This window comes from Streptomyces sp. NPDC127068 (genome assembly GCF_042724695.1).
Classification (GTDB): Bacteria; Actinomycetota; Actinomycetes; order Streptomycetales; family Streptomycetaceae; genus Streptomyces.
Map to the genome: position 1 here is coordinate 23,934 of NZ_JBHXEN010000054.1, position 22,048 is coordinate 45,981.

The 22,048-nt window shown below is 73.3% G+C and carries 14 protein-coding genes, 1 tRNA gene and 1 pseudogene; 12 read left to right on the forward strand and 4 right to left on the reverse strand.

Annotated features, from left to right (window positions below; translation table 11 throughout):
* Positions 1-6 precede the first annotated feature (6 nt).
* The 4 genes and pseudogenes from ACFWIA_RS28155 to ACFWIA_RS28170 all read right to left on the reverse strand — a co-directional run bounded on the left by ACFWIA_RS28155 (position 7) and on the right by ACFWIA_RS28170 (position 6,439).
* Entirely contained in the window at positions 7-4,902 is a 4,896-nt protein-coding gene (locus ACFWIA_RS28155) for a DNA-binding protein (RefSeq protein WP_387009843.1), read from the reverse strand.
* The gene (locus tag ACFWIA_RS28160) at positions 4,899-5,765 is read right to left on the reverse strand and encodes a DUF4132 domain-containing protein (protein ID WP_387009885.1); all 867 of its coding nucleotides are present in this window, start codon (positions 5,763-5,765) and stop codon (positions 4,899-4,901) included. Before ACFWIA_RS28160 ends, ACFWIA_RS28155 begins: the two co-directional genes overlap by 4 nt.
* A gap of 279 nt (positions 5,766-6,044) precedes the next feature.
* A pseudogene (locus ACFWIA_RS28165) lies at positions 6,045-6,223 on the reverse strand (DNA-binding protein); the annotation flags it as partial.
* A gap of 144 nt (positions 6,224-6,367) precedes the next feature.
* A tRNA-Arg gene (locus ACFWIA_RS28170) sits at positions 6,368-6,439 on the reverse strand.
* A 183-nt stretch (positions 6,440-6,622) separates the two neighbouring features.
* Between ACFWIA_RS28170 and ACFWIA_RS28175 the strand changes: the two genes are divergently transcribed.
* From ACFWIA_RS28175 to prmC, 12 genes are all read left to right on the forward strand, one after another.
* Positions 6,623-7,072, forward strand: coding sequence for a response regulator (locus tag ACFWIA_RS28175; RefSeq protein ID WP_387009845.1), 450 nt, complete (start codon positions 6,623-6,625; stop codon positions 7,070-7,072).
* Positions 7,073-7,227: 155 nt separating this feature from the next.
* On the forward strand, positions 7,228-8,283 hold the full coding sequence (nrtL, locus tag ACFWIA_RS28180) for an ArgS-related anticodon-binding protein NrtL (protein WP_387009847.1): 1,056 nt from the start codon (positions 7,228-7,230) through the stop codon (positions 8,281-8,283).
* A 23-nt stretch (positions 8,284-8,306) separates the two neighbouring features.
* Positions 8,307-9,698 (forward strand): diaminopimelate decarboxylase, encoded by a 1,392-nt coding sequence (gene lysA / locus ACFWIA_RS28185; RefSeq protein WP_387009849.1) that lies wholly within the window; start codon positions 8,307-8,309, stop codon positions 9,696-9,698.
* 195 nt (positions 9,699-9,893) lie between these two features.
* Positions 9,894-11,195 carry a homoserine dehydrogenase gene (locus ACFWIA_RS28190; RefSeq protein WP_387009887.1) on the forward strand — a complete coding sequence of 434 codons (1,302 nt, stop codon included), beginning with the start codon at positions 9,894-9,896 and terminating at the stop codon, positions 11,193-11,195.
* Positions 11,196-11,201: 6 nt separating this feature from the next.
* The gene (gene thrC, locus ACFWIA_RS28195) at positions 11,202-12,260 is read left to right on the forward strand and encodes a threonine synthase (RefSeq protein ID WP_387009851.1); all 1,059 of its coding nucleotides are present in this window, start codon (positions 11,202-11,204) and stop codon (positions 12,258-12,260) included.
* Between the two features lie 444 nt (positions 12,261-12,704).
* Positions 12,705-13,622 carry a homoserine kinase gene (gene thrB, locus ACFWIA_RS28200; RefSeq protein WP_387009853.1) on the forward strand — a complete coding sequence of 306 codons (918 nt, stop codon included), beginning with the start codon at positions 12,705-12,707 and terminating at the stop codon, positions 13,620-13,622.
* Positions 13,623-13,999: 377 nt separating this feature from the next.
* The gene (rho, locus tag ACFWIA_RS28205) at positions 14,000-16,060 is read left to right on the forward strand and encodes a transcription termination factor Rho (RefSeq protein WP_387009855.1); all 2,061 of its coding nucleotides are present in this window, start codon (positions 14,000-14,002) and stop codon (positions 16,058-16,060) included.
* A 360-nt stretch (positions 16,061-16,420) separates the two neighbouring features.
* Entirely contained in the window at positions 16,421-18,112 is a 1,692-nt protein-coding gene (locus ACFWIA_RS28210) for a trypsin-like serine protease (RefSeq protein WP_387009857.1), read from the forward strand.
* A gap of 129 nt (positions 18,113-18,241) precedes the next feature.
* Entirely contained in the window at positions 18,242-19,348 is a 1,107-nt protein-coding gene (locus tag ACFWIA_RS28215; RefSeq protein ID WP_387009859.1) for an LCP family protein, read from the forward strand.
* Between the two features lie 247 nt (positions 19,349-19,595).
* Complete coding sequence (gene rpmE / locus ACFWIA_RS28220) at positions 19,596-19,814, forward strand: 50S ribosomal protein L31 (RefSeq protein ID WP_385492129.1); 219 nt, start codon at positions 19,596-19,598, stop codon at positions 19,812-19,814.
* 207 nt (positions 19,815-20,021) lie between these two features.
* Positions 20,022-21,098 carry a peptide chain release factor 1 gene (prfA, locus tag ACFWIA_RS28225; protein ID WP_387009861.1) on the forward strand — a complete coding sequence of 359 codons (1,077 nt, stop codon included), beginning with the start codon at positions 20,022-20,024 and terminating at the stop codon, positions 21,096-21,098.
* Between the two features lie 59 nt (positions 21,099-21,157).
* Positions 21,158-22,039 carry a peptide chain release factor N(5)-glutamine methyltransferase gene (gene prmC / locus ACFWIA_RS28230; RefSeq protein WP_385492133.1) on the forward strand — a complete coding sequence of 294 codons (882 nt, stop codon included), beginning with the start codon at positions 21,158-21,160 and terminating at the stop codon, positions 22,037-22,039.
* Positions 22,040-22,048: the final 9 nt, after the last annotated feature.

Below are 22,048 nucleotides of genomic sequence, written 5' to 3' on the forward strand. Positions count from 1 at the left end.
TGTCGGTCAGCGGCGGCGGCCCCGCCGCACCTTCAGCTCCTCGAACCGGGGCGCGTCGCCGTCGAGGACCCGCTGCCAGGCCCTGCGGTACAGGTCGGCGACCGGTTCCGTCGGCACGATCACACCGAACGAGACGTGTTCGCCGTGGACCACGTCGAACAGCGGCAGCTTCCAGCGCTCCAGCGGGACCCGGGGCGCCGGCTGCTCGGCCCAGCCGCCGGGCAGGAAGAGGGAGCGGCCGGCCCTGGTCCGGGTGGCCTGGACCACGAGGTCGGTGGCGGCCAGTTCGGCACGGGCCGCCTTGAGCCGGGCCGGCTTCCAGCCCGTCCACCGGGCGGTGGTCCGGTCGGTCGGGTCGGGCATGGCGAGCAGCATCAGGTACAGCGTGGCCGCGTCCTCGCCGAGCCCGTGCTCCTTGGCTGCCTCGGTGACCAGGTCGGGCACGGAGCGGCCCGGGTCCTGCGGCCACCAGGTGCCGGCCTGGTCGCCCTCGCCCCCGACCGGGTCTCCGGGGTCGGCGAGGAGGGCCGCGAAACGCGGGTCGGACAGCAGCCGCAGGGCGACCTCGGCCGGGTACGGGTGGCCGTCGACGCGCGTGGCGGGCAGATGGGGGTCTTGGCCGGCCTCGTCGAGGAGGTCGACGCGGATGCCCGGGGCGGGCTGGTCGTCGTGGGTGGCGAGGACGACGGCACCGTAGCGCTCGAACCCCGGGCCGGTCTCGGTGGGCGCACCCGCGGCCTTCCGGAACTCGGGGAGGTTGATGTAGCGGCCGAGGTCGAGCAGGAGGCCGGGGGCCGCCAGCCGTGCCCGCACGGCGGTGAACGCGGCCGGCAGCGCGGCGCGGACCGGGTCGCCCGCGGGCAGCCGGTGGGCGAGCCAGGCCGTGAGGGCCACCGTGCTGACCAGGGTCGACACGGTGAACCCGGCTTCGTCGCCGACGGGCCGCACCCGGTCGCCGTTGACCTCCCAGCGCAGATCCCGGGCGAGCTGCGGGGCCGCTGCCGGGTCCAACAGTGCGGGCAGGGCTTCCCGTACGGGCCACACCGAGTGCTTGAGGGCGCGGGAGGCGTCGCCGAGGAGTTCCTCGGGCACGGCGGGACGTCTGCCGATCCGGGCGTTCCAGACGGCGGCACCCGCGGCCACGTCCGGGCCCTCGGTCCACAGCCGGGCCGGGTCGGTGGGCAGCAGCGCCGCCACGACCGCGGCGCGCACGGCGCTGTCGACGGTGCCCAGTTCGTCCTTGGCGACCGCCGCGGGAGCGGCCTTCACCCCGATGGTGTTGCGGGCCTCGGTGGTGAGGAAGGTCCGCGCGTAGGCGTCGACCCGCGGCAGTCCGGCAACGACGAGCCGGGCCATCGTCTCGGTGGTGCCGGTCAGCCGGGCGAACTCCTCGGCAGCCGCGGGGAACCACGGCGCGGGACCGCGCGCGGCGAGCTCGGCCAGGAACTCCCCGAGCCGGACCCGGTGTTCGCCCCGGCCGATCGGATCGCAGGACAGCACCTGGTAGGGCTCCGGCGCGGCGAACCGGCCCGCGGGGTCGTGGAAGAAGCCGGTGAAGTCGCAGCCGTCGTCGCCGAGGGACCCGTGTGCGGTCATCGCGACGAAGGCGCCGTCCGTCAGCGGCAGCAGGCCGTTCCAGGAGCCCTCCCGCCCGCCGCCCGAGGCACTGCGCAGCAGCTGCGCGTCCAGGCGCAGGGTCACCGCCCGCCAGCGGTCGGACTCTTCGGGCCCGCCCATCCCCAAGCGGTCGAACGCGGTGAGGAGGTGCCGCAGCGCCTCGCGGTGCTCGTCGGTGGTGGTGCCGGCGGCGGCCCGGTAGGCGACAGCCGACATCCGGGCGATCAGGGTGGACAACTCCGGCCTGCCGAGGGGCAGTTCCGGTCCGTCGAGATGCAGCCGGCCGTCGGCCCGACCCGGCCCCGTGTCGGTGGCCTCGGCGGCGCGGGTCAGTGTGCGCAGGGTGCGGAAGACGGTGTCGGCCCGCTCGTCGCGGTTCCACCAGTAGCCGCTCGACGCACCGAAACCGCTCGTCGCGTCGCGCAGCAGCAGGTCCGCAGGACCGGCCGGGCCCTCGTCCACCGGGCCGTCCTCCAGGGCCCGGGTCAGCCGGGTGGCCGCCGCGTCCAGGACGTCCTGCTGGGCCGCCGCGTAGCGCACGACCGAGGCGATGCCCTTCAGCAGGGCGGGGTGGGTGATGGACAGCAGGGCGCGGATCGCGCCGGGCAGCGCCTCGGTGTTCTTGTCGGTGGCGGCCGTCAACAGGGCGGCGGCGGTGTCGCGGTCGATGCGCCGCAGCCCCGCCGAGCCTTCCGGGTCGCGTGGGGTCAGGAACTCCCAGTACTGCACCGGCGGCAGGAGGAGGGTGCCCTCGCCGAAGGGGCCCGCCGTGCGGTCGGTCTTCGCCCAGGCGGTGACGACGCCCTCCGCGTCCACGAGGTCGAGCTGCCAACCGTTGCGCACGACCGCGGTGGGCCGCTCGGCGCCGGGGAACAGCACCAGCGTGTGCGGCAGACCGGCCGCGGCCGGGAGCGTGAGGGTGTGCCCGGCGAGGTCCTCGACCCGCGTGGAACCGTCCGGGAGCGTCAGCCTGCGCAGGCCGACGAGTCCGTCCACGGGCGCGCAGGCGGGGCCGGCGCCGGCCGTGGGGGAGGGGCGCAGCCGGCCGCCCGCGAGGCTGCTGCCCTCGGGGGCGTCCCGCAGCGCGTCGGCGAAGAAGGCGGGCCGGCTCATCCGGCCGCGGTCGCCGGTGACCGGGTCGTACTCGTACCAGCCGTGCGCCGCGCGGTCCTCGGCGTCCGCGTGCCACACCCAGTAGGAGGAGCCGTCGAAGAGCAGCGGGCTCTCCTCGGGCACGGTGGTGTCGCCCGCGTGCACGACACCCCGGCCGGTGGTCCGGCCGCCGCCGGGCAGCGGCAGGGTGATCGGGAAGTTGCTCCTGTACCAGTCCATTTCGGTGCCGCGGGTGGAGCGCGGGCCCTCCAGGGCCTCGATACGGTCGGCCCGGCCGTGCCAGTAACCGCGCAGGCCGCTGCTGCTGTTCCAGTAGACGAGGAGTTCGCCGTCGACGTGGTGGAAGCCCGGGTCGCCGTGGCGCCCGCCCGCGGGGATGCGCAGGTCGTGGGCGAGCAGGGTGCCCTCGGCGCCGATCACCCGGGCCTGGGTCGTGCCGGCGACCACGAGGTGGGGCCAGGCGTCGGCCACGATCAGGTCCTCCACCTGGGACTTCGGTACGAGGTCGGCCACCGCCTCCTCCCAGGCGGGCCAGCCGAGTTCGTCGAAGATTCCGGCCCGCAGGGTGCGTATCAGTACGGGGGCGAGATCGGTGGCGACGGCCTCGCGCACCTGGTCCTCGGCGAGCGCCAGCGCCTCGGAGGGCAGCCACTTCAGCCGGTCCAGCGCGCCGGGCAACTGGGGCAGACCGGCCACGGTGAAGCGTTCGACGGCCGCCGCGACCCATCGGGCCAGCAGCGGGCGACCGCCGGGGGACGCGGCCAGCAGCCGGATGGCCCGCAGCGGGCCCTCGTGGTTGCCGAACTGGTCGGCGCCCTTCAGGAAGGCGTCGTGGAACCGGGCGTCGGCGCCCAGGAACAGCAGCTCCCGATGTCCCTCCCCCTGCGCCCAGGGGGTCAGCGGCAGGGCGTCGTTCGGCCCCGGCGCGGCCACCGGCACGTCCAGGGACAGCAGCAGGTCGATCAGGTCGATGTCGTGCGTGACCCGCAACGCGCCGCCGGACGTGCGGAGCTCGGCCCGCAGGCGGTCCACGATCCGCTCCACCAGCCGGTACAGCTCGGGCATCCGGGTCGAGCCACGCCAGGAGCGCGCCCGCTCACGGAAGATCAGGAAACGTCCCAGCCAGCCCGCCGTGCCGTCCTGCGGTCGCTCCTCCTCGGGCAGCGAGGCGTCCCACAGGCCCGCAAGGGCGCCGGAGTCCTCCAGCACCTTGAGCCACAGCGCGGGCAGCTCGTCGTCGTGGCCCGCCGGGACCATGTCCAGCAAGGTGCCGCGTACCCGCCGGTCCCGGGAGGCCAGCGCCACCAGCGCGGTCCGGTGGCCCTTCCACCAGCCGGCCGCGGCCCGCACGGTGGCCGGCAGGTCGAGGAGTTCGGCGAGGTACTCCTGCTCGGCGAGGTCGGCGTCCCGGCCGGCGGCGCGGGCCAGCTTGCGCAGGTCGCCCGCCATTTGCGCGGACGGCGGGAGGCCGCCCGCCGTGCGGCGCAGACACAGCCGGGTGAAGCGCCGCAGCGCCTCCTCGGCCGGCACCCGGGCGGCCAGCTCCCTGCCGTAGGCGGACAGCACCTTCACCGGCAGCGCGCCCGCCAGGGCGAATTCGAGGAACACCGCGTCCAGGCGGTCCTCCTCGATGACCAGCCCGTGCTCCGCCTCGGCCTTGCGGGCCCGGGTGAACAACTGGGCCGCGTAGGTGGTGCTCTCCTCGGCGAGGAAGACCCGGGCCGCCTGCTCGTAGAACGTCGGCAGGAAGTGCGGGACGGAGGCCGCCAGCTGCGCGCCGAGTTCCGCGTAGGCGTCCATGGCGGCCTTGGGCCGGGACTTCGCCTGCCGGGCCGCCCGCTCCAGGTCCGGTACGACGCCGAGCGCGTGGTGCCCGTCCGCGGGGTGGTGCACCAGCACCCACTCCGGGAAGCCCAGCGACTGGCGCAGCCCCAGACCCACGACGGCCGGTTCCCCGTCCTGCTCCAGGCCGAGGAAACCGGCGGCGAGGTCCTCCGCCGCGCCCAGCTCACCGGCCACCAGCCGCACCACCACCCGGTCGTCGAGCCCCGGGTGGCGGTAGCTGCGCGCCGTCAGCGCAACGGCCCGCTCGCCCGCGTCCCGCGTGTCCGGCGGCAGCACCGCGCCCGCCGCGAGCATGTCCTCGTACGACACCTGCGTCCCCCCGCTCATGCGTCCTTGCCCTTCTCGACGTTCCGCCCGGCGTACAGGGCCGCGGCCATCCGCATCCCCTCCGACCAGGCCACCGGGCCCACCTCGTGCAGCGGCACAGCACGGCCGTCCGGGCCGTTCCAGGTGAGGCCACCGGTCTCCACCGAGTCCTCCCAGTACGGCTCCCCGATCCACACGGAGGCCTCGACGGTGCGTCCGCCGTCCCGCACCCGGGCCGTGGCGTAGCCGCCCGAGACGCGGTAGCCCAGGGACGTCGCCCGCGCGGCGAGGGCGAAGCGGGAGCGGAAGGAGCCGCCGGCGAACTCGCGTATCTCCGTGGCCTTGGGGTCGAGGTCGCCGGGCCGCTGCCAGGTCGCCCGGTGGATCTGCTCGACGCGCTGGACGACGCCCAGCTCCGCGGCGAACTCCCGGATGTCGTCGAGGTCGGGCAGCAGGACCGGGTGCGGCAGGGTCACCGTGCGCGGGGAGAGGCGGACGGTCTCGCCGTCGAGGTTCACCAACCGCAGTTCACCGTCCTCGGTGGTGCCCCGCAGGAGGCCGACCTCGTCGGGGTCGTCGCCGACCACGGCCAGGTCGCGCAGGGCCGACTGCCAGGCCTCGTCCGGCCACACCCGGGCCAGCAGGCCGGTGGGCACGGGCAGCGACGACACCATCCAGGAGTCCACCTGCGCGACACATCCCGCAGCATGCCGATCCAGCCACTCCGCGAACCGCCGCAGCCGGTCCACCTCGGGGTGGTCCTTGAGGGCGCGCGGCAGGGACTTCAGCTGCCGTCCCGCCGCCCGACCCGAAGTGGCACGTGCTGCCACTCGTCCTTCCACCAGGGCGACTTCGTACCCGTCACCCGCCGACAGCCAACCCACGATCCCCGCCTCACGCGTCAAGACAGCAAGAAGAATGCACAGTTCAGCCGGGAGTTGCCGGCATCACTGCGACGACAAGCGGAACGTTAGCGGCGATCACTGACAATCGACCCGGGTCGCTGTGGGCGGACTACGGGAAGCGGCTGGCGAGCACGGTGCCGGGAGCACTCCGGCCCGCGCATCACCGCTGGCCGCCGGGGCCGGCGGGCCTTGCACCGGGGTACGGTTCCGGCCACTGGCCCCGTACGCGGTCCCGTGGGCGGAGGGACGGGGCCAGTGGGCGAGGGGCTCGGTGAGCGGTTCGATGACCAGGCGGGCGAGCGTCCACTGGAGAGCCGGGTGATTGATACGGGGACGGACCACTTCGACGAGGGTGGCCCCGGAGGTGATCACGCGCCAGTCGTCTGCGCGGGCCAGGCGAGCCAGCCGGTGACCGTGCGGTCGCGCAGGGACCGGATCTCTCACCGCCCCTACGGCCGCGGGACTCGGCCCCGTCACCCCATGGGCAACACACAGGGGCCGTAGTCCCTTCGGCATGAAACAAGAAAGCCCCCGATGTGCATTTCTGCATATCAGGGGCTTCTTTGGCACTTCTCGCGAAGTGCCCCCGGCAGGATTCGAACCTGCGCACACGGCTCCGGAGGCCGTTGCTCTATCCCCTGAGCTACGGGGGCGGTGTCGCTCGCCGTAGTGGCGGCGACGGGTAGAACCCTACCAGCTCAGGCCGGGTGGTCCTGAACGGGTTTCGGTGCCCCGACGGGGGTCGCGGAGGGCCCGTGGACGGGATCGTGTACCCCGGTGGGGTGGAAGTGGGGAAAAGCCGGACGCGACCGTCGTCGCCGACCTACTCTCGACATGTGCCAGGCGCCTCGGGCCGGGTGCTTGTTGTGGACGACAACAAGGTCATCCGGCAGCTGATCAGGGTCAATCTCGAACTGGAGGGGTTCGAGGTCGTGACCGCGGCTGATGGTGCCGAATGCCTGGACATCGTGCACGAGGTGCGCCCCGACGTGATCACCCTGGACGTGGTGATGCCCCGTCTCGACGGCTTGCGGACCGCGGCCAGGTTGCGGGCGGACCCCCGTACCGCCCAGCTCCCGCTCATGATCGTCAGCGCCTGCACCCCGCACGAGGTGGAGAGCGGCCTCGACGCGGGGGTCGACGCCTTCCTCTCCAAACCGTTCGAGCCCGGCGAACTCGTCGGCATCGTCCGGAGCCTGCTCGGCCGGAACCACGGAACCGGGCCGGAGCGGGACGCCGAACCCGAGGAGCCCGAACCCGCCCCCGTCGGCGGAGAGCACGAGTAACGACCCGGCGCGGGCACGCCACGGCGGGCCACCTGCACCCCACAGCGGGTGACCCGCACCCCACGACCGCCCTGCGCCACGCACCCCACGACCGTGCCGTCCCACACCCCGAAACCCCTGAGCGTGCGTGCGCCCCCCTCCCCTACTCTGGTCGCGTGACCCCCGCCGAGCTGTCCCGAACCGTGCTGCACGCCGTGCGGTGCGCCGTGGACGCCGGGGAACTGACCGTCGACGGGGAGGCACTGCCCGGGCGGGTCGTGGTCGAACCGTCCCGGCCCGGCGGCAGCGGCGACTACGCCACGAACGTCGCCCTCCAACTCGCCCGGCCGGCCGGCCGCCCCGCGCCCCAGGTCGCCGAGGTCATCCGCCGACGCCTGCTGGACGAACAGGGCGTCGCCCGGGTCGAGATCACCGGGCCGGGGTTCCTGAACCTCACCCTCGACCGCACCGCGCACGGCGACCGCGACCTCGTCGCCCGCGTCCTGGCCGAGGGCAAGTGCTACGGACACCTCGGGCCGCGGAGCGCCGCCCCCGCCACACCCCGTACCCCCGCCGGGCCGGCCGTCGCGCTCGCCGTCCCGGACGAGCTCCGGGCCCGCATCGTCGCCGAGACGGTGGAACGGCTCCTCGCCAGCCAAGGCCTCCGAACGGTCCGCGCGACCACGGGTACCGTGCTGCGCCCCGTGCCCGCCCGCGGGGTCCGGGAGCCCGCGGCCGGGGACCTGCCCGCCGTCGCCGCCCTGCGGTGGGCGTTGCTGCACCCCGCCCCGCACGACGCGCCCAAGGACCCCGCCGACCACCTGTCGCGCCGCGAGGGCAACCCGCTGTTCCGGGTCCAGTACGCCCACGCCCGTACGCACGCCCTGCGCCGCAACGCCCGTGACCTGGGGTTCTCCGCGGAACCGGGGGAGTGGACCGGCGCGGGCGGCGTGGATGCCCCTGCCGCGCGGGCGCTGAGCGACGCGCTGGCCGCGTACCCCCGCGTCCTCACCGTCGCCGCCGGACACCGCGCACCCGACCGCCTCGCGCGGTACCTCGTGGACCTCGCCGACGGCTTCCTGCGGTTCCAGGCCGAGTGCCCGGTGCTGCCCGTCGGGGACGAGAAACCCTCGGCCGCCCACCGCGCCCGGCTCGCGCTCGCCGAAGCCGCCGGGACGGTGCTCGCCGGTGGCCTCACCCTGCTCGGCATCGACGCACCCGAACACCTCTGAGATCTGAGAGAAGCCACGCAGACATGAGCCGTTCCGCCCACCCCGCCGGGCCCCGTCACGCCGATGTCCTCCCCGAGGGCCACTACGCCGCCCCGCCCACCGACCTGAACGCCGTCGACGGCAAGGTGTGGGCCCGTACCATCGAGCGGGACGCGGACGGGGTGCTGACCGTCGGCGGGCTCCCGGTCACCCGGCTGGCCGAGGAGTTCGGGACCCCCGCCTACGTGCTGGACGAGAGTGACTTCCGGGCCCGCGCACGGGCCTGGCGGGACGCCTTCGGCACCGACGCCGACGTGTTCTACGCGGGCAAGGCGTTCCTGTCCCGGGCCGTCGTGCGCTGGCTCCACGAGGAGGGCCTGAACCTCGACGTGTGTTCGGGCGGCGAGCTCGCCACCGCCCTGTCCGCGGGGATGCCCGCCGAGCGCATCGCCTTCCACGGCAACAACAAGTCGACCGAGGAGATCGAGCGGGCGATCACCGCCGGGGTGGGCCGGATCGTCCTCGACTCCTTCGCGGAGATCGTGCGGGTCGCGCACGCCGCCGACCGGCTCGGGGTGCGCCAGCGGGTGCAGATCCGCGTCACCGTCGGGGTCGAGGCCCACACCCACGAGTTCATCGCCACCGCCCACGAGGACCAGAAGTTCGGCATCGCGCTGGCCGGCGGCCAGGCCGCCGAGGCCGTGCGGCGGGTGCTGAAGCTCGACGGGCTCGAACTCGTCGGCATCCACTCGCACATCGGATCGCAGATCTTCGACATGGCCGGCTTCGAGGTGGCGGCCCGCCGGGTGGTCCAGCTGCTCGCCGCGGTGCGCGACGAGCACGGCGTCGAACTGCCCGAGATCGACCTCGGCGGCGGGCTCGGCATCGCGTACACCTCCGCCGACGACCCCCGCGAGCCGCACGAGATCGCCGGGGCGCTGCGCGAGATCGTCGGCCGCGAGTGCGAGGCCGCCGCGCTGCGCACGCCCCGGATCTCCGTCGAGCCGGGCCGTGCGATCGCCGGCCCCACGACGTTCACGCTGTACGAGGTCGGCACGGTCAAGCCGCTCGACGGGCTGCGCACCTACGTCTCCGTGGACGGCGGCATGTCGGACAACATCCGCACGGCGCTGTACGACGCCGAGTACAGCGTGTCGCTGGTGTCCCGGACGTCCGACGCCGAACCGATGCTGTCGCGGGTCGTCGGCAAGCATTGCGAGAGCGGCGACATCGTCGTGCGGGACGCGTTCCTGCCCGCCGACCTCGCGCCCGGCGACCTCATCGCCGTGCCGGCCACCGGCGCCTACTGCCGGTCCATGGCCAGCAACTACAACCACGTGCTCCGCCCGCCGGTCGTCGCCGTCGCGGACGGTGCGGCGCGGGTGATCGTCCGCCGGGAGACGGAGGAGGACCTGCTGCGGCTCGACGTCGGCTGACGGGCCGCGCCCGGAGTCCGGTGGTGCGTGACGTCGGTCACCACCGGTGGGGTGCGGCACCCCGGACGCCGAAAGATCTGCGTCCGGGGTGCCGCGTCCCGTGAAATTGATGTCTCATGATGCGGACAACGGGCAGAAACTCCCGTCCGGTGAGTGAGACTGGACCAACCGTAGATGTACGAGAAGCGAGGTCGGATGATGCGTACGCGTCCGCTGAAGGTGGCGCTGCTGGGCTGTGGGGTAGTCGGCTCAGAGGTGGCGCGCATCATGACGACGCACGCCGACGACCTCGCGGCCCGGATCGGCGCTCCCGTGGAGCTCGCCGGGGTCGCCGTCCGTCGGCCCTCCAAGGTCCGTGCCGGGATCGATCCCGCGCTGGTCACCACCGATGCCACCGCTCTCGTCAAACGCGGTGACATCGACGTCGCCATCGAGGTCATCGGCGGCATCGAGCCCGCCCGCGCGCTGATCCTGACCGCCTTCGAGCACGGTGCGTCCGTGGTCTCCGCGAACAAGGCGCTGCTCGCCCAGGACGGCGCCGCCCTGCACGCCGCCGCCGAGCGGCACGGCCGCGACCTCTACTACGAGGCCGCCGTCGCCGGGGCGATCCCGCTGATCCGGCCGCTGCGCGAGTCGCTCGCCGGCGACAAGGTCAACCGGGTGCTCGGCATCGTCAACGGCACCACCAACTTCATCCTCGACAAGATGGACTCCACCGGCGCCGGCTACCAGGAGGCCCTCGACGAGGCCACCGCGCTCGGTTACGCGGAGGCCGACCCGACCGCCGACGTCGAGGGCTTCGACGCCGCCGCCAAGGCCGCCATCCTCGCCGGGATCGCCTTCCACACCCGGGTCCGCCTCGACGACGTGTACCGCGAGGGCATGACCGAGGTGACCGCCGCCGACTTCGCGTCCGCCACCCAGATGGGCTGCACCATCAAGCTGCTCGCCATCTGCGAGCGCGCCGCCGACGGGGGTTCCGTCACCGCACGGGTGCACCCCGCGATGATCCCGCTCAGCCATCCGCTGGCCTCCGTGCGCGGTGCGTACAACGCGGTCTTCGTGGAGTCCGAAGCCGCCGGTCAGCTGATGTTCTACGGCCCCGGTGCGGGCGGCGCGCCCACCGCGTCGGCCGTGCTCGGCGACCTGGTCGCCGTCTGCCGCAACAAGCTCGGCGAGGCCACCGGCCCCGGCGAGTCCTCGTACACGCGCCTTCCCGTCAGCCCGATGGGAGACGTCGTCACGCGGTACCACATCAGCCTCGACGTGGCCGACAAGCCGGGCGTCCTCGCCCAGGTCGCGACGGTCTTCGCCGAGCACGGCGTGTCCATCGACACCGTCCGTCAGCACGGACGGCCGGACGGGGACGGGGACGCCTCCCTCGTCGTCGTCACCCATCGCGCGCCCGACGCCGCCCTCAGCGGCACCGTCGAGGTGCTGCGTCGACTCGACACCGTGCGGGGTGTCGCCAGCATCATGCGGGTTGAAGGAGAGTAAGCAGCAATGACCCACCAGTGGCGCGGAATCATCGAGGAGTACCGGGACCGGCTGCCGGTCACGGAGAGCACGCAGGTGGTGTCGCTCCGCGAGGGCGGCACGCCGCTCGTCCCGGCGCAGCTGCTCTCCGAGCGCACGGGCTGTTCGGTGCACCTCAAGGTCGAGGGCGCCAACCCGACCGGGTCCTTCAAGGACCGCGGCATGACCATGGCGATCACCCGGGCCAAGGAGGAGGGTGCGCAGGCCGTCATCTGCGCCTCCACCGGCAACACCTCCGCCTCCGCGGCGGCCTACGCCGTGCGCGCCGGCATGGTCAGTGCGGTGCTCGTGCCGCGCGGCAAGATCGCCCTCGGCAAGATGGGGCAGGCCCTGGTGCACGGGGCGAAGATCCTCCAGGTCGACGGGAACTTCGACGACTGCCTCGCGCTGGCGCGGGCGCTGTCCGACAACTACCCGGTGGCCCTGGTCAATTCGGTCAACCCGGTACGCATCGAGGGCCAGAAGACCGCGGCCTTCGAGATCGTCGACGCCCTCGGTGACGCCCCCGACATCCATGTGCTGCCGGTCGGCAACGCGGGGAACATCACCGCGTACTGGAAGGGGTACGGGGAGTACGCCGCCGACGGTCCGTCGACCCGGACGCCCCGCATGTGGGGGTTCCAGGCGTCCGGCTCCGCACCCATCGTGCGCGGCGAGATCGTCAAGGACCCCTCGACCATCGCCACCGCCATCCGGATCGGGAACCCGGCCTCCTGGCAGCTCGCGCTCGCCGCGCAGCGGGAGTCCGGCGGGTTCATCGACGAGGTGACGGACCGTGAGATCCTGCGCGCCTACAAGCTGTTGGCCTCGCGCGAGGGCGTGTTCGTGGAGCCCGCCTCCGCCGCTTCGGTCGCCGGTCTGCTGAAGGCCGCCGAGCAGGGCAAGGTCGACCCGGGGCAGACCATCGTCTGCACGGTGACCGGGAACGGCCTCAAGGACCCGGACTGGGCCGTCGCCGGGGCCCCGCAGCCGGTGACCGTTCCCGTCGACGCGGAAATCGCAGCCCAGCGCCTCGGCCTGGTCTGAGCGAGCCCCGACGCCACGGCCGCAGTCCCGCAGCCACGGCTACGGCGGTGGGCGCCCCGACCCGTACAGGGGGGCGCTCGCCGGTGCGGCCGTGGCGGCGGGCCCGTCGAACGGTCGTGACATCGGTCCGGACGGCGGTGCGCGGCGGGTTCCCGCCGGTTTTCGGCGCCCCCGCGGCACCCGGGTGCACCCGCCGCGTCCCCGTGCCCCGGCCGGGGGAGAGCACGAAGTGCACCGACCGTCGGGTTACACCGGTTCGGGGATGCATGGGGGGCTTGCGACACGCATCGTGCGCCTCCCGTGCGCCCTATGTCGCGACGGAACCTTCCTTCGATAGGCTGTACCGAACCCGTCCGCCGCATATGCCGCGGCGCCGCCCCACGCGGCCAGAGGGTGTTCCTGCACGTTGTGAGAATCCAGCAGTTCAAGGAGAGTCGTCGAGCGATGGCCGGTCCCGCCTTCCGCGCCGCCGCCGTCCGGGTGCGCGTCCCCGCCACCAGCGCCAATCTCGGTCCGGGCTTCGACGCCCTGGGCCTCTCGCTGGGGCTCTATGACGACGTCGTCGTCCGGGTGGCCGATTCCGGGCTGCACGTGGACATCGCCGGCGAGGGCGGCGAGACCCTCCCCCGCGACGAGAGCCATCTGCTCGTGCGCGCGATGCGCACCGCGTTCGACCTGCTCGGAGGGCAGCCGCGCGGCCTGGAAGTCGTCTGCGCCAACCGCATTCCGCACGGTCGGGGCCTCGGTTCCTCGTCCGCCGCGATCTGCGCCGGGATCGTCGCCGCCCGGGCCGTGACCATAGGCGGCGACAGCAAGCTCGACGACGACGCCCTACTGGAACTCGCCACCGAGATCGAGGGCCACCCCGACAACGTCGCCGCCTGCCTGCTCGGCGGTTTCACGCTGTCCTGGATGGACGGCGGCGCGGCCCGCGCGATCAGGATGGACGCGGCCGATTCCATCGTTCCGGTGGTTTTCGTCCCCGGGAAGCCCGTCCTCACCGAAACCGCCCGCGGACTGCTGCCGCGCACCGTCCCGCACGTGGACGCCGCCGCCAACGCGGGCCGGGCCGCACTCCTCGTCGAGGCCCTGACCAGGCGCCCCGAGCTGCTGCTGCCCGCCACCGAGGACCGTCTGCACCAGGAGTACCGCGCCCCGGCGATGCCGGAGAGCGCCGCCCTGGTCGAGCGGCTGCGCGCGGACGGCATCCCCGCGGTGATCTCCGGCGCCGGCCCCACGGTCCTGGCGCTGGCCGACGGCGAGGTCGCCGACAAGGTCGCCCGACTGGCCGGCGAGGGGTGGGCCGCGAACCGACTCGCGCTGGACCAAGCGGGAGCGAGCGTGCTGCCGCTTGCGCACTGACACCGGCTTGCCGGATGTGGAGAGGGGGAATGTTTGTTGGGTCCGGTAGTGTTAATCTCAAGTCTGCACCCGACCCCACCATGACGAGGTGCTTCGTGTCCCCGTCCGGGACAACCATTCTTCCGGGAGCCCCCCAAGCCGTTACGTGCACTGCACGCAACGGTCTGCGTTAAACGCTCCGGAACCGGCTCGACCCAGCCGCGCGGCACTGCAACTCCGTGGCACGGCTCAGGGGAGCGCCACTCATCAGCAACCTCCTCCGCCGCTTTGGGCGGACCACCGCCCCGGCGCGGTCCACACCACAAGGACCAACGCCGGACAGCACAACCGGTCGCCGAGCCAGACAGGCCGACGCCCGCTCCAGGGAAGGACCCTTCGTGAGCGACACCACCGATCTGATGGGCGTGAGCGCCGACAGCACGGTCGACACCGCTGCCGCGCCCGCCACGGACGCCTCCGCCGCGTCCGCAACCGGTGCTTCTGCGGGGCGGCGCCGTCGCGGCACCGGCCTTGAGGGCATGGTGCTGGCAGAACTCCAGCAGGTCGCCTCCGGCCTCGGCATCAGGGGCACCGCGCGGATGCGCAAGAGCCAGCTGATCGAGGTCATCAAGGAGGCCCAGGCCGGTGCCGGCGCGCCGGCGAAGGGCGCTGACGCCCCCGCCGAGACCAAGCCGAAGCGCCGCGCCACCTCCAAGGCCCGCACCGGTGAGGACACCGCCGCCGACGCCCGGGCCGACAAGTCCGAGGCGCAGCCCGACCGTACGGCCGCCGAGCCCGCCGCCGCGTCCGCGAAGACCACCGCCGAGGCGCCCGCCCGCAAGGCCGTTGCCCAGCAGCAGATCGAGATCCCCGGTCAGCCCGCCAGCGACGACACCCCCGTCGTCGAGCGCCGCCGGCGCCGCGCCACCGCCGAGGCGCAGAGCCCCGAGACCGTCACCGCCGAGGCTAAGGCCGAGCCGTCCGCCGACAAGGGCGGCGACAGCGGTGCGGACGGGGCCGAGGGCCGCGGGGGCCGCCGGGACCGCCGGGGCCGCGACCGCGACCGCGACCGCCGCGGCAAGGGCGACGACCAGGGCCAGCAGCAGAGCGGCAACCAGCAGCGTCAGCAGCAGGGCGGCCGGCAGGAACGCCAGGACCGGCAGGAGCGCCAGGAGCGTCAGGACCGGGTCAACAGCGGTCCGCAGGACGACTTCGACGACGAGGCCGGTGGCCGCCGCGGCCGTCGGGGCCGCTACCGCGACCGTCGGGGACGTCGGGGCCGTGACGAGATCGGTGGCGTCGAGCCGCAGATCAACGAGGACGACGTCCTGATCCCCGTTGCGGGCATCCTGGACATCCTCGACAACTACGCCTTCATCCGGACCTCCGGGTACCTGCCCGGCCCCAACGACGTGTACGTGTCGCTGGCCCAGGTCCGCAAGAACGGCCTGCGCAAGGGCGACCACATCACCGGTGCGGTCCGTCAGCCGAAGGACGGCGAGCGCCGCGAGAAGTTCAACGCGCTGGTCCGACTGGACTCCGTCAACGGCATGGCGCCCGAACTCGGCCGTGGCCGGCCGGAGTTCAACAAGCTGACGCCGCTCTACCCGCAGGACCGGCTCCGTCTGGAGACCGACCCGGGCGTGCTGACCACGCGGATCATCGACCTCGTGTCGCCGATCGGCAAGGGCCAGCGCGGTCTGATCGTGGCCCCGCCGAAGACCGGCAAGACCATGATCATGCAGGCGGTCGCCAACGCGATCACGCACAACAACCCCGAGTGCCACCTGATGGTCGTCCTCGTCGACGAGCGTCCGGAGGAAGTCACCGACATGCAGCGGTCGGTGAAGGGCGAGGTCATCTCCTCGACCTTCGACCGTCCCGCGGAGGACCACACCACCGTCGCCGAACTCGCCATCGAGCGCGCCAAGCGCCTGGTCGAGCTGGGTCACGACGTGGTCGTGCTGCTCGACTCCATCACCCGCCTGGGCCGCGCCTACAACCTGGCGGCGCCGGCCTCCGGCCGCATCCTGTCCGGTGGTGTCGACTCGACCGCGCTCTACCCGCCGAAGCGGTTCTTCGGTGCGGCGCGCAACATCGAGGACGGCGGCTCGCTGACCATCCTGGCCACCGCGCTGGTCGACACCGGCTCGCGGATGGACGAGGTGATCTTCGAGGAGTTCAAGGGCACCGGCAACATGGAGCTCAAGCTCGACCGGAAGCTCGCCGACAAGCGGATCTTCCCCGCGGTGGACGTGGACGCGTCCGGCACCCGCAAGGAGGAGATCCTGCTCAGCGGTGAGGAGTTGGGGGTCGTCTGGAAGCTGCGGCGGGTGCTGCACGCGCTGGACCAGCAGCAGGCGATCGAGCTGCTCCTGGACAAGATGAAGCAGACGAAGTCCAACGCGGAGTTCCTGCTCCAGATCCAGAAGACCACGCCGTCTTCGGGCAACGACTGACCGTCGTGTGCGAAGGGCCCCGGCACCGCCCCGTGCGGTTCCGGGGCCCTTCGCGTTCCCGCGCGGTGCGCTGCGCTGTGGCGCCCTTCCGGTACGCCCCGGTGGACCTCCGCTGTCCAGCACAGGTGCGCTGCGCTGTTGCGCAGTTCCCCGCGCCCCTAACGGGGCACTCCTCCCCATCCCCGAGACGCGGCGCCCCATAGGGGCGCGGGGGACTGCGCAACACCACAGCGCACCCGCACGGGACAGCGCATAGGATCGGCGGGCTGTTGCTGTAGGGACCGACGAGCGGGAGCCAACGTGGGGACGGGACAGAGCGAGGACCGGCGCCGAAGCCGGGTGGGACGGCTACTACCAGCCGTGGCAACCACGCTCGCACTGCTGGGCTGCGGAGTCTTCGCGGTCACCTCCCACGCGGGCCCGCCCGAACCCCCGGAGTTGACCGGCGAGGTCGTGAAACCGCCGCCCGGCGCGGTCACCGCCACCCCCACACCCACGCCCCCGGCCCCCTCGCCGCAGGCGACCCCCTCACCGCGCGTCATCGGCAGCACCAACAGCACCGCCTCCTGGATGGTGCAACTGGTGTACGCGCCCCCGGGCCAGCGCAGCGCCAAACACTTCGTCTGCGGCGGCACCCTCGTCGCACCGAACAAGGTCCTCACCGCGGCGCACTGCCTGGACGACCCCCGCACCGGCGAACAACGAGACTGGGACCGCTTCGGCGAGGTCGCCGTCGGCACCCACCACAGCGTCACGGTCGCCAACGACGCCCGCCGGGTGGACGTGGTCCGCACCTGGACCCATCCGGAGTACGACCCGCGGGAGTTCGCGCACGACGTGGCGCTGCTGACCCTCGCCCGCCCGGTCGCCCAGACGACGCTGGAGCTGGCCGGACCCGACGACGCGGCCCTGTACGCGCCGGGGCGCAACGCCATCGCCTACGGCTGGGGCCTGACCACCTCGCACGAGGACACGGCCACGATCTCGCCGCTCCTCCAGAAGGTCACCCTGCCGCTCAACGCCGACCCGGTGTGCCGGGTCAACCTCGGCCCGGGGTACCGCACGGACGGCGGCGTACTCTGTGCGGGCCAGCTCGGCACGGGGGACGACGTCACCGGGCGGACCGGCTGCCCCGGCGACTCGGGCGGCCCCCTGGTCACCGGCAACAAGGTCGTCGGGGTGGTGTCCTGGGGCACGAGCCGCGGCAAGCAGGTGTGCAACCTCGCCGGCACCTACGAGGTGTTCAGCAAGGTCTCCGCGTACCAGCCGCTGATCCGGCCCCGCGTCGACGACACCGACCTCGACCGGGACGGGCGCGCCGACGTCTTCGTGCGGACGCGCGCCGGTGGCGCGGCACACGTCCTGCCGTCGAAGGGGCGCGGCTTCGCCGCCCGCACCGACCTGCCGGGGGAGTGGAGCGCGTACGACGTGGCGCTCCAGACGGACCTGAACCGCGACGGCCGGCAGGACTTCGTGCTGCGGCGGGCCGCGGACGGGGCCGTCCACTGGCGGTACCGGACGTCCGCGAACGGGCCCTGGCGGGACACCCCGATCGCCCGCGGCTGGGCGGACCGGAAGTTCCTCGTCGTCCCCGGTGACGTAACCGGCGACCGGCTGCCCGACCTGCTGTCCGTGACCGCGGACGGCACGCTGTACGTGCACCCGGGCAACGGCGACGGTTCGCTGGCGGGCCCGGTGCGCGCGGGCGACGGCTACCGGGGCTACAACTCGCTCCGCGGTCGCGGGGACTTCACCGGGGACGGCCGGACCGATCTGATCGCCCGCACCCGGGACGGCAAGCTGTACCTCCTCGCGGGCACCGGTCGGGTCGCCGAACCGTTCGCGGCGCGACGGCACGTCCGCGACTGGCACGGGTACAACGCCCTGGTGGCCCCCGGGGACGTGACGGGCGACGGCCGGCCGGACTTCCTGGCCCGCTCGCGCGCCGGGAACCTGTTCCTCTACCCGGGCACCGGCAAGACCTCGCGGGGCGTCTTCGCGACCCCGATCCGGATCGGCGGCGGCTTCCAGCGGTACGACCTCCTCAGCTGAGCCGCCGCACGGCACGGTCACCCTCCGTGCCCGGCGCGGCCGGGGCGCGGTGTTCGGCCGACTGGTGGACGCCCGGCGGCGGGCCGACCCTGGAGGTGAGGACCCCAGAGCCCGAGATCCGAGGTGCCGATGCCCCAGGAGCGCACGGACGACCAGGCCCCCGGGCCCGGCGGGAACAGCCCCCGGCGCCGCGGCGGGCGCCACCGTGCGCTGCGCGTCACCGCCTGGACGGCGGCTGGCCTGATCGTCCTCGGCGGCTCCGGCCTCGGATACCTGTACGTCAAGCTCAACGGCAACATCCGGGGCATCGACATCAACGCCGTGCTCGGGACCGACCGCCCCCGCGACCGCGACGACGGCTCCATGGACGTGCTGGTCCTCGGCTCCGACTCGCGCTCCGGCGCCAACGCCGCCTACGGCCGCGAGGACGGGGCCGCCCGCTCGGACACCGCGATGATCGTCCACGTGCACCGGGGGCACCGCTCGGCGAGCGTCGTCTCGATCCCCCGGGACACCCTCGTGGACCGTCCGGCCTGCGCCGACGGCCGGGGCGGCACCGTGCCCGCGGCCCGCTCGCAGATGTTCAACGCGGCCTACGAGGTCGGCGGCCCGTCCTGCACGGTCAAGACCGTCGAGGCGATGTCCGGCATCCGGATGGACCACTACGTGGAGGTGGACTTCACCGGCTTCAAGAAGCTGGTCGACACCCTCGGCGGGGTGCGGATCACCACCACCCGGGCGATAGACGACCCGAAGAGCCGACTGCGCCTGCCGGCCGGCACCCACACCCTCGACGGCGAGCAGGCCCTCGGCCTGGTCCGTACCCGGCACGGCGTGGGCGACGGCAGCGACCTGGGGCGCATCCAGCTCCAGCAGGCGTTCCTGCGGTCCCTGATCGCCCGGATCGACGGGATCGGACTCTTCTCGAACCCGACGAAGCTGTTCGACGTGGCCGACGCCGCCACCAGCGCCCTGACCACCGACTCCGAGCTCGACTCGGTCACCAAGCTCGCCGGGTTCGCGGGCGGACTGAAGGACATCGGCGCCGACGACGTCGACATGATCACCCTGCCGGTCGCCTACGACCCGGCCGACCCCAACCGGGTGCTGCCGCTGGCCCGCCAGGGCGCTCTGCTCTGGTCCGCCCTCAAGGCCGACCGGCCCGTGCCGGCCGCCGCGACGGTCGGTTCGGCCGCCGGACGGGGCGATGCCGGACGGGTGATCACCACCCCGTGAGTGAACGCGTACGGTCCCTCATCCGGTACGAACCGTCACCGGAGCGATCACACCATGACCCGTTCCGATCGCATGCCGTCACGATCGGGGGCCTTCGGAGGCGCGGGCGGTCCCGTCCGGAATATCAGGTCCACCGTCCCGGTTTTGGGGGATGCGGCCAGTGCTGGCAGACTGGTACGTCGGCCCCGGTTCACGCCCGCGCAGCAGGCGCAGGCGACCCGGCGCCCTCCCGATCCTAGGAGACACCGTGAAGCGCGACATCCACCCCGAGTACGTCGAGACGCAGGTCAGCTGCACCTGTGGCGCGTCGTTCACCACCCGCAGCACGATCCAGGCCGGTTCCATCCGCGCCGAGGTCTGCTCCGAGTGCCACCCGTTCTACACGGGCAAGCAGAAGATCCTCGACACCGGTGGCCGCGTGGCCCGCTTCGAGGCCCGCTTCGGCAAGGGCGCTGCCAAGAAGTAGCGAGCCCACTGCGCCGGTTCCCGGCCGCCCACGGGCGGGTCGGGACCGGCGTTTTTTCCTGGCACGGCCCGCCGCCCGGCCCGCCCGCCGCCCGCTCCGCCCCGCATCCGCCGCGGAGCACCCACCGGCCCCGCCGGGAAGCCCGCCCCCCCCGCCCGGCAGCCGACCCCGGCCGCACCCCGCATCACGCAGATCAGGAGCCCGGAGATGTTCGAGGCCGTCGCGGAACTCGTCGACGAGCACACCCACCTGGAGCATCAGCTCGCCGATCCCGGGGTGCACGCCAACCAGGCGAACGCGCGCAAGCTCAACAAGCGCTACGCCGAGCTCACACCGATCGTCACCGCGTACCGGTCCTTCACGCGCGTCGGCGAGGACATCGCCACCGCCCGCGAGCTGGCCGCCGACGACCCCGACTTCCTGGCCGAGGTCAAGGAGCTGGAGCGGGAGCGCGAGGGCCTGACCGAGAAGCTCCGGCTGCTGCTCGTCCCGCGCGACCCCAGCGACGACAAGGACGTCATCCTGGAGATCAAGGCCGGCGCCGGGGGCGACGAGTCGGCCCTGTTCGCCGGGGACCTGTTGCGCATGTACCTGCGCTACGCCGAGCGGGTCGGGTGGAAGACCGAGATCATCGACGCCACCGAGTCCGAACTCGGCGGTTACAAGGACGTCCAGGTCGCCGTCAAGACGAAGGGCGGCCAGGGGGCCACCCAGCCCGGCCAGGGCGTGTGGGCCCGCCTCAAGTACGAGGGCGGTGTGCACCGCGTGCAGCGGGTGCCCGCGACCGAGTCCCAGGGCCGCATCCACACCTCCGCCGCCGGCGTGCTCGTCACCCCGGAGGCCGAGGAGGTCGACGTCGAGATCAACCCCAACGACCTGCGGATCGACGTCTACCGCTCCTCGGGACCCGGCGGCCAGTCCGTCAACACCACCGACTCGGCCGTCCGCATCACCCACCTGCCGACCGGTGTCGTCGCCTCCTGCCAGAACGAGAAGAGCCAGCTCCAGAACAAGGAGCAGGCCCTGCGCATCCTGCGCTCCCGGCTGCTCGCCGCCGCCCAGGAGGAAGCCGAGCGGGAGGCCGCCGACGTCCGCCGCAGCCAGGTGCGCACCGTCGACCGCTCGGAGAAGATCCGCACCTACAACTTCCCCGAGAACCGCATTTCCGACCACCGTGTCGGTTTCAAGGCGTACAACTTGGACCAGGTGCTCGACGGGGAGCTCGACGCGGTCATCCAGGCGTGCGTCGACGCGGACTCCGCGGCCAAGCTCGCCGCCGCCTGACCCCCGGGCGCCGACCGAGCCCCCGGCGCCCACCGACAGCTCAGCTCCGGAGGACTAGCGTGCAGCCACCCATTGGGGGTCGACCCCCAGGCCCCCGCAGTCTGCTGCTCGCTGAAGTGGCCCAGGCCACCCAGCGCCTGGCGGACGCGGGCGTGCCCTCGCCGCGCAACGACGCCGAGGAACTGGCCGCCTTCGTGCACGGCGTCAAGCGGGGCGAGCTGCACACCGTCCCCGACTCCGACGTCGACGCCCGCTACTGGGAGGCCATCAACCGCCGGGTGGCCCGCGAGCCCCTCCAGCACATCACCGGACGCGCCTACTTCCGGTACCTGGAGCTCCAGGTCGGACCCGGGGTGTTCGTGCCCCGGCCGGAGACCGAATCGGTCGTCGGCTGGGCCATAGACGCCGTGCGCGCCATGGACGTCGTCGAACCCCTGATCGTCGACCTGTGCTCCGGCTCCGGGGCCATCGCCCTCGCCATGGCCCAGGAGGTGCCCCGCTCCCGGGTGCACGCCGTCGAGCTCTCCGAGGACGCCCTCGTCTACACCCTCAAGAACACCGAGGGCTCCCGCGTCAGCGTCCACCAGGGCGACGCCCTGGCCGCCCTGCCCGAGCTGAACGGCCAGGTCGACCTCGTCATCTCCAACCCCCCGTACATCCCCCTCACCGAGTGGGAGCACGTGGCGCTGGAGGCCCGCGAGTACGACCCGCAGATGGCGCTGTTCTCCGGCGACGACGGCCTCGACACCATCCGCGGCCTCGAACGCACCGCCCACCGACTGCTGCGCCCCGGAGGCATCGTCGTCGTGGAACACGCCGACACCCAGGGCGGGCAGGTGCCGTGGATCTTCAGCGAGGAAGCCGGCTGGGCCGACGCCGCCGACCACCCCGACCTCAACAACCGGCCCCGATTCGCGACCGCGCGCAAGGCACGCCCGTGACGTCCCGGC